General features: G+C 71.3%; 13 protein-coding genes. 4 read left to right on the top strand and 9 right to left on the bottom strand.

What is annotated here, in order from left to right:
* Positions 1 to 18: 18 nt before the first annotated feature.
* The 4 genes from AB0F91_RS08295 to AB0F91_RS08280 are packed head-to-tail and all read right to left on the bottom strand — an operon-like array spanning position 19 to position 3,783.
* On the bottom strand, positions 19 to 657 hold the full coding sequence (locus AB0F91_RS08295) for a DUF2848 family protein (RefSeq protein ID WP_360595890.1): 639 nt from the start codon (positions 655 to 657) through the stop codon (positions 19 to 21).
* A complete protein-coding gene (locus tag AB0F91_RS08290; RefSeq protein WP_360595889.1) occupies positions 654 to 1,463 on the bottom strand; it encodes a carbon-nitrogen family hydrolase in 810 nt (269 codons plus the stop codon). The genes AB0F91_RS08295 and AB0F91_RS08290 overlap by 4 nt, the downstream gene beginning before the upstream one ends.
* Positions 1,460 to 2,377 carry an ABC transporter substrate-binding protein gene (locus tag AB0F91_RS08285; protein WP_360595888.1) on the bottom strand — a complete coding sequence of 306 codons (918 nt, stop codon included), beginning with the start codon at positions 2,375 to 2,377 and terminating at the stop codon, positions 1,460 to 1,462. Before AB0F91_RS08285 ends, AB0F91_RS08290 begins: the two co-directional genes overlap by 4 nt.
* A 47-nt stretch (positions 2,378 to 2,424) precedes the next feature.
* Positions 2,425 to 3,783, bottom strand: coding sequence for an MFS transporter (locus AB0F91_RS08280; RefSeq protein WP_360595886.1), 1,359 nt, complete (start codon positions 3,781 to 3,783; stop codon positions 2,425 to 2,427).
* 355 nt (positions 3,784 to 4,138) lie between these two features.
* Between AB0F91_RS08280 and AB0F91_RS08275 the strand changes: the two genes are divergently transcribed.
* Positions 4,139 to 5,680 (top strand): UbiD family decarboxylase, encoded by a 1,542-nt coding sequence (locus tag AB0F91_RS08275; RefSeq protein WP_360595885.1) that lies wholly within the window; start codon positions 4,139 to 4,141, stop codon positions 5,678 to 5,680.
* A gap of 39 nt (positions 5,681 to 5,719) precedes the next feature.
* Here the strand turns inward: AB0F91_RS08275 and AB0F91_RS08270 are convergent, their stop codons facing one another.
* Positions 5,720 to 6,013, bottom strand: coding sequence for a putative quinol monooxygenase (locus AB0F91_RS08270; RefSeq protein ID WP_360595883.1), 294 nt, complete (start codon positions 6,011 to 6,013; stop codon positions 5,720 to 5,722).
* Between the two features lie 296 nt (positions 6,014 to 6,309).
* Between AB0F91_RS08270 and AB0F91_RS08265 the strand changes: the two genes are divergently transcribed.
* Both AB0F91_RS08265 and AB0F91_RS08260 read left to right on the top strand, forming a co-directional pair.
* Positions 6,310 to 6,621, top strand: coding sequence for a hypothetical protein (locus AB0F91_RS08265; RefSeq protein ID WP_360595882.1), 312 nt, complete (start codon positions 6,310 to 6,312; stop codon positions 6,619 to 6,621).
* A gap of 534 nt (positions 6,622 to 7,155) precedes the next feature.
* Positions 7,156 to 10,443 (top strand): error-prone DNA polymerase, encoded by a 3,288-nt coding sequence (locus tag AB0F91_RS08260; RefSeq protein ID WP_360596286.1) that lies wholly within the window; start codon positions 7,156 to 7,158, stop codon positions 10,441 to 10,443.
* 202 nt (positions 10,444 to 10,645) lie between these two features.
* Here AB0F91_RS08260 and AB0F91_RS08255 read toward each other — a convergent pair whose 3' ends face one another.
* From AB0F91_RS08255 to AB0F91_RS08245, 3 genes are all read right to left on the bottom strand, one after another.
* Positions 10,646 to 11,506 carry a M20/M25/M40 family metallo-hydrolase gene (locus tag AB0F91_RS08255; RefSeq protein WP_360595881.1) on the bottom strand — a complete coding sequence of 287 codons (861 nt, stop codon included), beginning with the start codon at positions 11,504 to 11,506 and terminating at the stop codon, positions 10,646 to 10,648.
* Between the two features lie 130 nt (positions 11,507 to 11,636).
* Positions 11,637 to 12,020 carry a nitroreductase family protein gene (locus AB0F91_RS08250; protein WP_360595879.1) on the bottom strand — a complete coding sequence of 128 codons (384 nt, stop codon included), beginning with the start codon at positions 12,018 to 12,020 and terminating at the stop codon, positions 11,637 to 11,639.
* A 537-nt stretch (positions 12,021 to 12,557) separates the two neighbouring features.
* Positions 12,558 to 12,755 (bottom strand): hypothetical protein, encoded by a 198-nt coding sequence (locus tag AB0F91_RS08245; RefSeq protein ID WP_360595877.1) that lies wholly within the window; start codon positions 12,753 to 12,755, stop codon positions 12,558 to 12,560.
* Positions 12,756 to 12,937: 182 nt separating this feature from the next.
* On the opposite strand from AB0F91_RS08245, the gene AB0F91_RS08240 reads away from it, so the two are divergent.
* Complete coding sequence (locus AB0F91_RS08240; protein ID WP_360595876.1) at positions 12,938 to 13,333, top strand: hypothetical protein; 396 nt, start codon at positions 12,938 to 12,940, stop codon at positions 13,331 to 13,333.
* Here the strand turns inward: AB0F91_RS08240 and AB0F91_RS08235 are convergent, their stop codons facing one another.
* Positions 13,334 to 14,953: an ATP-binding cassette domain-containing protein gene (locus tag AB0F91_RS08235; RefSeq protein WP_360595875.1), complete on the bottom strand. Its 1,620-nt coding sequence runs from the start codon at positions 14,951 to 14,953 to the stop codon at positions 13,334 to 13,336.
* Positions 14,954 to 15,024: the final 71 nt, after the last annotated feature.

Raw genomic sequence — 15,024 nt, 5'->3', positions numbered from 1 at the left:
CTCTCCGGGTACGAGGGGTCAGGACACCGAGTAGGCGTGGGTGAGCTCGGGGCCGCCGGGCAGGGTCAGCGACAGCGTCCAGGCCTTCCCGGGCACGAACTTGCCGTCGAGCAGCGTCAGGGTGCCGCAGAACATCACCAGGTCGCGCTCGGCCGAGCCGCCGAGCAGGGCCAGCACGTCGGTGGGGAAACGCAGGGCACTGAGGGGTCCGTACTGGTAGCGCACGCCGTCCACAGTGGATTCGGCGATGATCGCGTCCCAGTCGGGGTTGTCGACCGGGATCACGGTGGTGCCCAGCGGCTTCGGGCAGGCCGCCTTCGAGTCCTTGACGCTGGAGGTCTCGATGTCGCGGTCGGTGTGGTCGGAGCCCACGGTGAGGTAGAGCTTGCCGCCCGCGCGCACGAGCACCGGCTCGACCTCGCCGGAGGTGTTGGTGCCGTCCACGGAGATGGCCGCGGCCTGTGTCGCCAGTGCCGCGTCGAGCTCGTAGAACGCCGGGACGGAGTCGGGCGGCGGCACGCCGATGGCGGCGAGCTCGTCGATGTGGTGCTTCACGGCGGCCTCGTCGCGGCCGGTGTAGCCCGCGACCACGAGGTCGAAGTCGGCGACCGCGACGGTTTCGCCCGTCCCGGCCACGGTGAACGTGAGTGCGGTCATGCGTGCGCTCCTCGGATGGTCAGTTCGCGATAGCTGGGGAGCCGGTCGTCGAGCACGGGGAACTGCTCGCGCGTGGCGGGGACGACGCCGGGATCGACGTCGCACCAGGTGATCCCCTCTTCGGTGCCGGCTTCGGCGAGCACGGTGCCCCACGGGTCGACGACGCGGCTGTGCCCGCCGAGCTCGACCCCGCCCTGGGTGCCGGTGGCGTTGCACGCCACCACGAGCACCTGGTCCTCCACGGCGCGCGCCGTGGTGAACAGGCGCCAGTGCGCGAGCCGCGCCGCGGGCCACGCGGCCGGCACGATCACGATCTCCGCGCCGGCGTCGACGAGGCAGCGCCACAGCTCAGGAAAGCGCAGGTCGTAACACGTGGTGCCGGCGACCGCGCCGAACGGCGTCGCCACCGCGGACACGTGGTCACCGGGCTTGAGCAGCTGCGCTTCCTTCGACTGGTAGCCGAACACGTGCACCTTGCTGTAGCTGTGCACGAGCTTGCCGCTCGGGTCGAACAGCACGGCGGTGTTGCGCAGGGCACCGTCGGGCAGGCGCTCGACGAAGCTGCCGCCGTGCAGGTACGCGCCGGTCTCGCGGGCGAGCTCACCGAGGCGCGCCAGCGACGGTCCGTCGGCCGGTTCGGCGTCGCGGGCGTAGTCGTCGAAGGCGAAGTACCCGGTGGCCCACAGCTCGGGCAGCACGATCAGGTCGGCCGAGGCCGCCGAGCGGACGAGCCCGGCCACCCGGTCGAACCGGGCGGCGACGGGCTCGTCCTCGGGGCTGCCGATCTGGACGAGGGCGATCTTCACGGGGCCTGCCACAGCTCGCGGGCGCCCGCGGCGACTATGTCGTCGTAGGCGAGCTCGCGGTCGGTGAGCCCGGCCGCGCGGGCGAACCCGGCGAGCCCGGCCGCGGCCTCGGGGGAGATCGCCGGCTCGTAGAAGGGTCCGTCCCGCTCGATCAGGCCGGCGATGAGGCCGGCCTCCATCTCCGGGAACAGCGCGGTGCCGACCTGGGTGGCCAGCGACGGGTCCCGGCGCAGCTCGCGCTGGGCCCGCAGCACACCGCGGGTGACGGCGGCCGCCTCGTCCGGGCGTTCCGCGGCCGTGCGGTCCGTGGTCATGAGCGCGGGGAACGTGTACAGCGAGGCGGCGCTGCCGTCGCGGCGGGCGTCCACCACGACCTTGCCGACACCGCGCCGCACGGCGACCTCCGTGCCCATGCCGTTGGCCCAGAAGGCGTCGATCCGGCCTTCTTCCAGGGCCTGGGCGGCCGTGACGCCGAAGGAGACGTCGCCGGCGACGCCCGCGACCGGGGCGATGGTGACGCCCGCCCCGGCCAGGTCCACGCCTTCGGCCTCGAGCAGCCGGCGCAGGCCGAGGTCGGGGCCGGGTGCGGCACCGATGCGGACGTCGTGGAGCTTGGCGAGCGTTTCGCGGGTGACGTCGAGGTCGGGCCGCACCACGAGGAACCAGTACATGTTCTGCGCGAGCGCGGCCAGCAGCTTCTGCTCGCCCCAGGTGGAGTCGGCGTAGAGCGGGGCGTGGGCGCACCCGGCGAGGTAGTCGATCCGCCCCTCGCGAAGGGCGATTGCTGCGTCGGTGACGGGGAACAGGAGCTCCCACTCCACGTCGAGACCCTCGTCGCGAAGGTACCCGAGCTCCACGGCCGCGATGGCGGGGAAGTAGGAGTTCGAGACGAGGTCGGGCACGGCAAGGCGCATGGTGGCCTTCCTGGTCAAATTAACAGTACTCAAGTAATGTACTTAGCTTAGTATTTTGGGTCAAGCTGGCGCGCCACGGGCGCCGGCTGCGGCGACTTGACGGCCCGCAGGACCACCACGGTGATCGAACACAGCACCGCCGGCACCGCGAAGACCAGGAAGTACACCGGGAAGGGCAGCGAAGCGGCGAGCAGGTAACCGCCGATGAGCGGGCCGAGCAGGCCGCCGAGGCGGCCGATGCCCAGGGCCCAGCCCAGACCCGTCGCGCGAGCCTCCGGGCCGTAGGTGGCCATCACGAGCGTGTGCACCACGTTCTGGCCGCCGATGATGAACGCGCCGGCCAGCGCGTTGAGGATGTACAGCGCGACGACCGACGAGGCGAACCCGAAGAGCACGAGGCACACCCCGCCCGCGGCGAACGCGATGGAGAGCGCCACGTACTGGTTCATGCGGTCGAGCACCCAGCCGAGCACGAACCCGCCGATCGTGGCCGCGGCGGCCTGCTCGATCGCGTAGGAGTAGCTGCCGACCAGCGACAGGCCGTGCTTCACGAGCAGCGACACCATCCAGAAGTCGAGCGCGTAGACCACGAACTGCAGGAACAGGTAGAGCAGTGAGAGTGTGAAGGTGGAGTTGCGGTAGTGCGGGGACCACAGCGTGCGCAGCTGGATCTTGCCGTTCTCGGTGCGCGGCCCGGTGAAGAACGTGGCCGGGTCGGCGGCCTGCGCCGCCGGCCAGATCAGCGGGAAGACCTTCTTGACGGTCGCGAGCGCTTCGTCGTACCGGCTGCGCGTCGCGAGGAACTGCGGCGTTTCGGGCACGAACCAGGCGATCAGGGCCGCGACGATCAGCGCCGCGTAGGAGATGTGGAACAGCGGCCGCCAGCCGAAGTCGGGCACCAGCAGTGTCGCGGCGACGGCGGCGAGCACGAAGCCGAACGTGAAGCAGCCGGCGGACACGGCGGTCATCCGGCCGCGCCGGCGCAGGGGCACGTACTCGCCGAGCATGGCGATCGTCGCGGGCAGCACGCCGCCCATGCCGATCGCGGCGCAGAACCGCAGGATCGCGAACTGCGTGTAGTCGCCTGCGAACCCGGCCGTGCCCATGAAAACGGCGAACACGGACACGCCCAGCACGAGCATGCGTTTGCGCCCGAAGCGGTCGCCGAGCGCGCCGAGGCCGACGGCCCCGAGGAACAGGCCGATGAAGGTGAAGGACGCCAGCCACCCCGCCTGCACGGGCGAGATGTGCCATTCGGCGACGATCTTGGGCAGTGCGTAGGACAGGGACTGCAGGTCGTAGCCGTCGAAGATCACCGCGCTGCCGCCGATCGCGGCTATCGCGAGGACCCGGCGGGGCATCGGGGTTTCGGTGAGGATCTGGTCGAACGTGGCAGCGGGTCGCATCCGCGCTCCTCGGCCCGGGCGGCACCCAGCACCACGACACTCACCGGCGAGTGCGGGAGGGGGACGGGTGCCGCGGGTTGATGGGGGGATTTATTTAACTTTAGTACCTGACTTGACAGCCGTAAATGATGCGGGAGACGATAGGTCGCGCCCAGGGATGTGTCAACGGCGAACTACGGGAGTGTTCAAGGTGATGTGGACTCTCACCGGCGCGGAAATGTTTCCTGGCAAGGAGAATCGTGATCGTGCCGTGTCCGGGCCCTGGTGGTTCCGTGGTGCGGAACGCGTTTGTTAACGGCCTCCGTAACAAGGAGTCCGTGAGTTCTTCCCGTCGACGAAAGAGGAACCGACAGCCGTGAACGACTACCCCTACGGTGACCTCCGGGAGTACCTGGCCGAGCTGGACCGCCGCGGGCTGCTGGTGCGCGTGAGCCGGCCCGTCGACAAGGACACCGAGCTGGTTCCGTTGGTGCGCCTGCAGTTCCGCGGGCTGCCGGAGGCCGAGCGCAAGGCCTTCCTCTTCGAGAACGTGACCGACGGGTCCGGGCGGCGCTACGACGGCACGGTGGTGATGGGGGCGTTCGCGTCCTCGCGCGCCGTCTACACCACGGCGCTGGCCGCCAAGCCCGACGAGGTCGCCGGGCGCTGGGCCGCGGCACTCGCGAACCCCGTGGAGCCGGTGGTGGTCGAGACCGGACCGTGCAAGGAGAACGTCCTCACGGGACAGTCCCTCCTGGACGCCGGTGGCGTCGACGGGTTCCCGCACCCGATCTCGACGCCCGGCTTCGACCCGGCGCCGTTCCTCACCGCGCCGTACTGGGTCACGAAGGACCCCGAGGACGGCACCTACAACGTCGGTATCTACCGCGGCATGGTGAAGGGCCCGGACCGGATCGGGCTGCAGATGGACACGCCCACGCAGCACATCGCGATCCACCTCGCCAAGGCGCGGCGCCTCGGCAAGAAGCTCGAGGCCGCGATCGTGCTCGGCGCGGTGCCCGCGGTCGGGTTCGCCGGGGCGCAGAAGATCCCGTTCGGCATCAGCGAGTACGCCGTGGCCGGTGGCCTGATGGGCCGCCCGCTGGAGGTCGTGCGCTGCGAGACCGTGGACCTCGAGGTGCCCGCGCACGCCGAGATCGTGCTCGAGGGCGAGATCGACCCGGAGCACTTGGAGCCGGAAGGCCCCTTCGGTGAGGCGAGCGGCTACATGGGCCCGCAGACGACGTCGCCGGTGTTCCGCGTCCGCTGCATCACCCACCGCACGGCGCCGGTCGTGCAGGCGTTCATCAGCGAGTTCCCGCCGAGCGAGTCGACGCTGATGCGCAAGATCGCGTTCGAGAACGTGTACCTGCGGTTCCTGAAGCAGGCGTGCAACATCAACGCGGTGCAGCGCTTCGTCACGCACGAGAGCGGCACGTGCAACATGTTCTTCGTGATCCAGCTGAAGAACCCGACGCCCGGCCAGGCGCGACAGGCGCTGTACGCGGCGTCCGGGTACGAGGCGTCGATGGGCAAGACGATCATCGCCGTGGACGACGACGTCGATCCCGAGGACCTCAGCGCCGTGGTGTGGGCGATGAGCTTCCGCATGCAGCCGGCGCGTGACGTCACCGTGCTGCCGGGCAAGCTGCCGCGTCTCGACCCGTCGGCCGCCGAGGACGGCAGCCTGTCCTCGGCGCTGCTGATCGACGCCACGCGCAAGCGCCCGTACCCACCGACCTCGTTGCCGGCCAAGGAGTTCATGGACCGCGCGCAGGACCTGTGGCAGGAGCTCGGCCTCCCGGAGCTCTCACTGGCCGAACCGTGGCACGGTTACGAACTGGGTGAGTGGTCCGATGCCGACCGGCGCCGGGCGGCCGAAGCGGTGCAGGGTCGCTACGCGACGACCGAGGAGTGATGCAGTGTCCACGGTGGGCCTTCGCGGTCCACCGTGGACTTAATCGGTGACGTCGAAGAGCTCCACGGCGCGGTCGTCGAGCAGGGGCACGATGCCGTCGAGGACGAGCCGCTTGAAGTGCTCCGTCTCGCGGTGCTCGGCGAACGCCTGCCGCGAGACGTAGCGCTCCAGCAGCACCACCGATCGCGGGTCGTCGAACGAGCGGTAGACGTCGAACGCCAGGTTGCCCGGCTCGGTGCGCGCCGCCTTCGCCAGCTGCGGCACCAGTGCGGCGACCTCGTCCTCCTTGCCGGCGGACACGGTGTAGCGGGCAATCACCTGGAGCTGGGGCATGCTCGGTCTCCTCGCGGTCTGGTGTAGTGGTGGCTTCAGTTCCGGGCCGGACTGTAGCGGAGGTGCGGGCCGTGCGGCCCGGTTCTGTGGCCTGCCTCGCGTGCGTCGATATTGAAGCCGACTCCACAACTTCCGCACCAAGGAAGACCTGGTGCTGCCGCCGGACGAGGCGTCGCCGAAGCGGTTGGCCGACAGCGTGGCCGAGCGCGCGGCCGGCCAATCCGCGGCCCGCGCGCCTGCGGGAAGGGATCCGGGCCCGGGAGCGGGCCGTCGGGCTCACGCCCGGGTTCGGGCGCGTGCTGGCGCTGATGCCGGCGACGCCGTCGCTGGCCGCGCGGCTCGGGGACCTCGTGGGGCAGATGGTCGACGAGCTCACCGTCCTGCTCGCGGCGGAGACCGGCGCAGTGGCGGGGGATCCGGGGCCGCGGCTGGTCGCGAGCCAGCTCGGTTGGCTGCACTCGCTCGTGTTCGGGGAGATCGCGGCGCGCACCGTGGCGGGTGAGGCGCCCGACGCCATCGCCGGTGTGGTCGAGAAGCTGCTGGAGATCGTCGAAGACCTGCTCGGCGAGCGGGTGCTGAGCTACGCGGTCCGTGAGGAGGGCGCATGATCGAGCACCGGCCGCTGACGGTGCTGGTCCGCCCGCTCGCCTGACGCCCACCACTTGTTGCGGCGGCGGAACCATTTGTCGATCAGGAACGAGAGTGGCGCCAAGCGGCCGGCGAAGCAGGGCCAGGACGACCCCGGCCAGTCACTTCCTGAGCGGGACTCGCACCTTCGGTGGCGCCGTCCTCCGGCTCGCCGCAGTCCTGGCCGGGCTTCGCTCTCGGGCCGGTCGTGGAGGCGTTTCCCACACCGGGCAGCGGAACGTTGGTTCTCCTCGAAGGCGCGAACCGCCGAGGGCACGCGAGGCACTTCGCGCCGACGGCGTGGCTCTCCGATCGTGGGCAGGAAGACCTCGGCGCCGCACCCGGATGGCAGGTCCCCTCCGCGAGTCGAGGTATGGTGCTGTTCGAACACCTGTTCCCATCCCGGGTTCGGGTCCGGACACGCTGTCTCCCCGCGGCGGTTTCACGCGAGTGAGGACTGTGCGGTGGACCAGCAGGACCAGCAGCACCGGCGAGGCGGCTTCAACAACCCCATCATGCGGTGGTCGGAGCTGGAGCGGATCGCGGCGGGGCGGGCGCCCCTGCGGGGCGACGGCGGGGATTCGCCGGCGTGGTCGCGCAAACGGGAGGGGTACCGGGCGCCCGAGCGGTTGCGGCCGTGGGCGGACGTGGAAGTGGACGGGCGGCGGGTGCCGTACGCGGAGCTGCACCTGCATTCGTACTTCTCGTTCCTCGACGGCGTCGCGTCGCCGGAGGCGCTCGTCGAGGAGGCGGTGCGGCTGGGGCTCGACGCGCTGGTGCTCACCGACCGCGACGGGATGTACGGCGCCGTCCGGTTCGCCGAGGCCGCGCGCGAGATCGGGGTGCGCACGGGGTACGGGGCGGAGCTGTCGCTCGGCCTGCCGGCGCCACAGGGCGGGGTGGCCGACCCGGTCGGCACGCACCTGCAGGTGATCGCGCGCGACATGAAGGGGTACAGGCGCCTGTGCTCGGTCATCTCGCGCGGGCAGCTGGCGGGGGAGAAGGGCCGTCCGGTGCTCACGCTCGACGACGTCGCCGACGAGCTGCGCGGCCACGTCCTCGTGCTCAGTGGCTGCCGCAAGGGCGCGGTCCGCGGCGCGCTCGCGCGGGGTGACGACGCGGGTGCGGCCGTGGCGCTGCGGACGCTCGCCGAGCGGTTCGGGCGGGAGAACGTCGCCGTCGAGCTGCTGGAGGAGGGTCTGCCCCTCGACGCCGTCCACAACGACCGCCTGGCCGCGATGGCGAAGGACCTGCGGCTGCCGACGGTGGCGTCGAACAACGTCCACTACGCGCGTCCCGAGCAGGCCCGCCACGCGGCGGCCGTCGCGGCGATCCGGGCGCGCCGGTCCGTCGACGAGCTGGAGGGCTGGCTGCCCGCCGACGGCACGGCGTTCCTGCGCAGCGGCGCGGAACAGGCCAGCCGCTTCGCGCGGTACCCGGGCGCGGTGCAGCGGGCTGCGCTGCTGGGGGTGGAGTGCGCGTTCGACCTCGCCTTGGTGGCCCCGGAACTGCCGCCGTTCGCCGTGCCCGAGGGGTTCGCCGACGAGGACGACTACCTGCGCCACCTGACGTTCGAGGGCGCCGCCGCGCGCTACGGCGGCCGCGCGGACAACCCCGAGGCCTACGCCCAGCTCGACCACGAGCTCGCGGTGATCCGGCAGCTCGGGTTCCCCGGTTACTTCCTCGTGGTGTGGGACATCGTCAGATTCTGTCGAGAAACGAACATCCTCGCGCAGGGCCGGGGTTCGGCCGCGAACTCCGCGGTGTGCTTCGCATTGCGAATCAGCCATGCCGACCCCGTCAAGTGGGGGTTGCTGTTCGAACGTTTTCTCGCCCCCGAACGCGACGGCCCGCCGGACATCGACGTCGACATCGAATCCGACCGGCGCGAGGAGGTGATCCAGTACGTCTACGCGAAACATGGTCGTTTTCACGCGGCGCAGGTGGCGAATGTCATCACCTATCGTTCGCGTTCCGCCATCCGCGATGCCGCCAAGGCACTCGGGTACTCCACCGGCCAGCAGGACGCGTTCGGCAAGCGGGTGGACCGGTGGTCGTCGGTCGCCAGCGGCTCGACGGAAGGGGAGCGGGGCCACGAGATCCCCGACGACGTGCTGGAGTGCGCCGCCTGGCTGGAGGACACGCCGCGGCACCTCGGCGTGCACTCGGGCGGGATGGTGATCGCGAAGACGCCGGTGTCGGAGATCGTGCCGGTGGAGTGGGCGACGGCGGCCGACCGCAGCGTGCTGCAGTGGGACAAGGACGACTGCGCGGCGATCGGGCTCACGAAGTTCGACCTGCTGGGCCTCGGCATGCTGTCCGCGTTGCACTACATGATCGACCTCGTCGCCGAGCACCACGACGTCCACATCGGACTGCACGACCTCGACCTCGCCGACCCGGCCGTGTACGACATGCTGTGCGAGGCCGACGCGGTCGGGGTGTTCCAAGTGGAGTCCCGCGCGCAGCTCGGCACGCTGCCCCGCCTGCGGCCGCGGAAGTTCTACGACCTCGTGGTGGAGGTCGCGCTCATCCGGCCGGGGCCGATCCAGGGCGGTTCGGTGCACCCGTACATCCGCCGCCGCCGCGGCGAGGAGGAGTGGTCGCACGCGCACCCGTTGCTGGCGCCTGCGTTGGAGCGGACCCTGGGTGTGCCCCTGTTCCAGGAACAGGTGATGCAGATGGCGCGCGACGTCGCGTCGTTCACCGCGGCCGAGGCCGACCAGCTGCGCCGGGCCATGGGGGCCAAGCGCTCCAGCGAGAAGATGCGGCGGCTGGCGGGCCGCTTCTTCGAGGGCGCCGCGGTCAACGGCTTGCCGGCCGATCTCACCGCCCGGATCTTCGAGCAGATCCACGCCTTCTCCGGCTATGGTTTCCCCGAGGCGCACTCGATGTCGTTCGCGCTGCTCGTGTACGCGTCGGCGTGGTTCAAGCGCTACTACCCGGCCGGGTTCTGCGCCGGCCTGCTGCGCGCGCAGCCCATGGGTTTCTACAGCCCGCAGTCGCTGGTCGCCGACGCGCGCCACCACGGCGTCGTCACGCGCTCGCCGGACCTCAACCTCTCCCTGCCGCACGCGACGCTGGAGGCCTGTTCGGACAGTACCGGCGGCGTCGCGATCCGGCTGGGACTCGCCGGCATCCGCTCGGTGGGCCAGGACGTGGCCGACCGCGTCGTCGCCGAGCGCGACGCCGGTGGCCCCTTCACGTCCATCGGCGACCTGACCGAACGCGTCCAGCTGGCCCGCCCGGTCGTCGAATCCCTCGCCACGGCAGGCGTTTTCGGCGACCGCCGCTCGGCGCTGTGGGCCGCCGGCCCCGCATCCGCCACGCGGCCCGACCACCTGCCCGGCCTGTCACTCGGCCACCACGCGCCCCCGCTGCCCGGCATGACGGCGTTCGAACTGGCCACCGCCGACCTGTGGGCCACGGGCATCACGCCGGACCGCCACCCCGTCTCGTTCCTGCGCACCCACCTCGATGCCCTGGGTGCCCTCCCGGCCGCCTCGCTCCTGTCGGTCCCCGACGGCACCCGCATCCGCGTGGGAGGCGCCGTCACCCACAAGCAACGCCCCGCAACGGCCGGGGGCATCACGTTCCTCAACCTGGAAGACGAAACGGGCATGACCAACGTCATCGTGTCCGTCGGCGTGTGGCGCCGCAACCGCCGCCTGCTGCAGAACCACTCGGTGGTCCTGGTGCGCGGCATCGCCCAGGTGGGCCAGGGCACGGTCTCGGTGGTGGCGGATCACCTGGCGGCCCTGGACCTGAAGGGCCTGGCCTTGAAGTCGAGGGACTTCAGGTGAGGCTTCGGTTCGCTCAGAGGGGGAGTGGCGCGTCCGTGGTCGCGAAGTGGGCGACCGTCCCGGCGATGGCGGAGAGGTAGTGGCTCAGGACCACGCGGTTGACGTTGCCGAGACCGTCGCAGGCCTGGTGGTAGCAGGGGTCGTACCGCTCGTCCGCCGCGTCGCCCCAGTCCTGGGCCTGCGCCGCGGTTTTTCCTTGTGGTCACCGTTTTCCGCGCCACCGCAAGGATTGTCGGCGTCGACGAACGCCCGTTCGTCGTCGCCGACGAACTCGACGATCTCCGGGCGCACTCGGCGACTTCGCCAGCTGGCCGGCGACGACGGCCGCGACGGTGGCCGAGCCGGACGGGCCGGCGGTGGACTCGTCGTCGCCCACCCCGCCCTGGGCGAAGTAGCCGCCGTTGGGCGAGGCCACCATGGCCACGTTCAGGTAGAGCGCGATCTTGTCGCGATCGTCGGCGGAAAGGCCGCGCACGTAGGCTTTCGAGCCTTGGGAACCACTCTCTTCGGAGCCGAAGAACGCGAACCGGACCGCGTTGCGCAGTGGCGCCGACGGCCCCAGGCGGCTCGCGATCTCCAGCAGCGTCGCGACGCCGGAGCCGTTGTCGACGATGCCCGGGCCATCACTCACCGAATCCAGGTGCGCCCCGATCACGACCACGTGGTCCGGGTCGCCGGTGCGGGTCTGCGCGACGACGTTCCGCACCGTGGCCCGCTCGCGGCCGCGCTGCCCGGACGCCTCGTAGGCCGGCGTGCTCACGTCGTAGCCGGAGCCGCGGAGGGCGCCGACGACGTAGTCGACGCTCGCCACGTAGCCGGGCCCTGGCGAAGCCCGGTTACCACCGTTGTCATCGGCGATCTTCTGCAGCGCCGCGAGGTGGACGACCGCTCCGGCATCGGTGACCGAGCTCTTCAGCTGTTGAGCCACCGGGCCGTCCACCACCGTGACGTTCGGTTCCGGCGGCTCCTCGGCCGGGGACGAACAGCGCGCGGCCACGACGCCCGCGATCACCACGAGGATCAGTCCTGTGCGGGGCCGGGTCCGTTTCAGTGACCGCAGCACCGTCGCTCCTCGTCCGGATCGCGCCTGTCTCGAGGATGTGCCTCTTCCGGACCCCATCGTCGCGAACCCGCGGAGCCGCGGCACCGCACGGCGCAGGTGATTGGTGCGGCGGCTCACCCTTCGGCGAACGTCACCGTCTCCGCGAGCGGCGCCCGCCCGGTGCGGCCGAGGTCGACGGGCGCGCCCTCGTGGCCGATGGACATGCCGCAGAGCGGGATGAGGTCCTCCGGCGGCGAGACGATCCCGAGACGGTCTTGTGGAACTTCGCCCACGCCGGCTGCGGGCAGCTGTGCAGGTCGTCGGCGCGCAGCAGCATGACGGTCTGCAGAACATCCCGGCGTGACTTGAGCGTTGCCGGGTACTGCTCGTCCCCGGCCTCGTCCCACGGGTGCCCGGCCGCGATCCGCTCACCGGTGCGCTTCTTCAGCTCCGCCCGCGGCGCGCCCGTCACCACGTACACGTGCCACGGCTGCAGGTTCGCCCCGGACGGCGCCGCGGCGGCCACCGCCGGCATCCGCCGCCGCACTACCATCTCAGGAGGCGGTTGCTGACCGTGTCAGGACGCTTACGCGATCGCCCCGATCTGCCGGTCACACTGTGTTCGTGAGCGACTGTTCGTGGCCTGAAGACGGGGACCGCCCGGCCGAGCGAGCACGTCCGGCGTGGGACGAGACCGTCGAACGGCTTGCGGCTCGGCACCCGGATCACCGCGTGGACTGACCGCCTTCACTCGGCGCGCGAGCAAGCCTTCCCGAACTCCAGTGCCGGGGTTGTGTGGTCGGTGCCCAGAGTCAACACGGCGCCGTGGCGGGAAGACGTGCTGCTGAGGGCGGCCGCGGCCTTCGAGGAGGCCCGCGGCCCGCTGCGGTGACGCGGGCGTCCACTGTGGCCGGTGGTGGACTTTTCGCGGACCCGATGTTTATGGGCTGGTAATGGGGTCTATCCGCTTCCCATGGCATCGGCGGCAGGGCCCGGCTGTCGAGCCCCAGGTCTCGCCGGTTGAGTATTACAGCCGGCGGGACCGCGCCGGGGGCGTCTTGCGCGGTTTGGCTCAGCGCACGCGGGTTCGCCGCTTGCGCCTGCGGCGGGCGGCGAGTGCGGCGAGCACCCGCGCCGGCCCGGGCCTGCGCACGGCGAAGATCACGGACGCGGCGGGCTGCCGGACCGCTTCGTCCACATCGTGGAACCGGGCCAGCCCCTTCCGGAACGCCTCCGCGTCGCCACCCGCGTCGGGGTGGTGGATGCGCACGAATTCCCGGTAAGCGGCCCGTTTCGCGGCTGACCAGGTGTTTCGTGGCTTGTCGGGCACCTGCTCAGCTCCGGTCGTCCGGTTCAGCAGATGGCCGTGTCCGAACTCGGACGGTTGAACCCTGGAGGCTCTGGGTACCTGCACTGCGCTCGATCACCGCCCGACAGGGGAGGGGCACCACCATGACGGAGGATTCGCGGCCGCCCGGCGCCGCCACGGCCGTGTTCAACGGCCCGGACACCGCGGAGGCCGCGCGCGTCACGCTGAGGGCCATGCTGGCCCACGTGCCCGCCCCCGTGGTCGGCGACGCCGTGCAGCTCATGGAGGAACTGGTCACCGACGCCACCCGCGACGGCGCCTCCTTCCGCGCCCTGCGCCTCGGCCTGGCCGCCCACCCGCCCCGCCTGCGCATCGACGTCGAACGCGACGAGCCCGACGAGCCCTGCGTCACCGCGATGTCCCCGGAACGCGTCGAAGGCCGCTTCCTCCTGGAGGAACTCGCGTCGACCTGGTGGTCCCACACCCTCGGCTCGATCTCGGTGACGCGCGCGGAGCTGGCTCTGCCGCTGCCGCGCTGATCAGCGAGCCCGTTCCACCCGCCGTTCGTCCCAGACCGGTTCCGGGGTTTCGCGGACCACGCCGTCGGAGCCGAACAGCAGGTGGCGGTCGAAGCTGCGCGCGAACCAGCGGTCGTGGGTGACCGCGAGGACGGTGCCCTCGTAGATTTCCAACCCCGCCTGCAGGGCTTCGGCCGATTCGAGGTCCAGGTTGTCCGTCGGCTCGTCCAGGAGCAGGGCGGTGGCGCCGCCGAGTTCCAGGAGCAGGATCTGGAAGCGGGCCTGCTGGCCGCCCGACAGGCGGTCGAAGGGCTGGTCGCCCTGCCGTTCGAGCTCGTAGCGCCGCAGCACGGCCATGGCGCCGCCGCGGTCCTTGGCGTGGGCGGTCCAGAGGATGTCGACCAGGGTGCGGCCGGTGAGCTCCGGGTGGGCGTGCGTCTGGGCGAAGTGGCCGGGCACCACGCGGGCGCCCGTCTTCCACAAGCCCGAGTGCGCGACGTCGCCGCCCGCGAGCAGGCGCAGGAAGTGCGACTTGCCGGAGCCGTTGGAGCCGAGCACGGCCACGCGTTCGCCGAAGAAGACCTCCAGCGAGAACGGTTTCATCAGGCCTGTGAGCTCCAGGTTCTCACACGTCACGGCCCGCAGGCCGGTGCGTCCGCCGCGCAGCCGCATGCGGATGTCCTGCCGTCGCGGTGGCTCCGGCGGCGGCCCGGCCTCCTCGAACTTGCGCAAGCGCGTCTTCGCGGCCTTGTAGCGCGACGCCATCTCGTCGCTGCGGGCCGCGTACTGCTGCATGTCGAGCGCGAGCTTCTTGAGCTGCGCGTACTTCTCCGCCCAGCGCCGCTTCAGCTCTTCATAGCGGGCGAAGCGATCGTCGCGCGCCTCGTGGTAGGTGGCGAACCCGCCGCCGTGCACCCAGGCGTCGCTGCCGGCCGGGCCCGGTTCCACGCTCACGATCTTCTCCGCCGCCCGCGCGAGCAGCTCCCGGTCGTGCGAGACGAACAGCACGGTCTTGCGCGTCTCCGCCAAGCGCGCCTCGAGCCAGCGCTTGCCGGGGACGTCAAGGTAGTTGTCGGGCTCGTCGAGCAGCAGTACCTCGTCCGGTCCGCGCAGCAACGCCTCCAGCACGAGCCGCTTTTGCTCGCCACCGCTCAACGTGCGCACGCGCCGCCACTGCGCCTTCTCGTACGGCACGCCGAGCGCGGCCGTGGTGCACACGTCCCAGGTCGTCTCCGACTCGTAGCCGCGCACCTCCGCCCAGTCGCTCAACGCCTGCGCGTACTTCATCTGCGCGGCCTCGTCGTCGACGGTCAGCAGCCGCTCCTCGGCCGCGTCCACGGCCGCCGCGGCGGTGCGGATGCGCTCGGGCGACACCGACACGAGCAGGTCGCGCACGGTGCGGTCGTCGCGGACCGACCCGACGAACTGACCCATCACACCCAGCCCGCCGGACACCGTCACCGTGCCGCCGTGCGGCTTCAGCTCACCGGAGAGCAGGCGCAGCAGCGTCGTCTTCCCGGCGCCGTTCGGGCCGACCAGTGCGACGACGGCACCGTCGGAGACCCGGAACGACACATCACCGAGCAGCGGCCGCCCGTCGGGCAGCGAGTAGTCGAGGTGCGCGACCTCCAGGTGACCCATGGACGCGCACTCTACCGGCGGGCCCGGCGAACGCCCGTCCGGTTTTCCGCCGGGCGCGTGGCCGCCGAAAG

The sequence above is a fragment of the Amycolatopsis sp. NPDC023774 genome, assembly GCF_040639695.1.
Classification (GTDB): Bacteria; Actinomycetota; Actinomycetes; order Mycobacteriales; family Pseudonocardiaceae; genus Amycolatopsis.
Note: the sequence above shows the minus strand (reverse complement) of the source record. Positions and strands in the feature narration are given on the sequence as shown.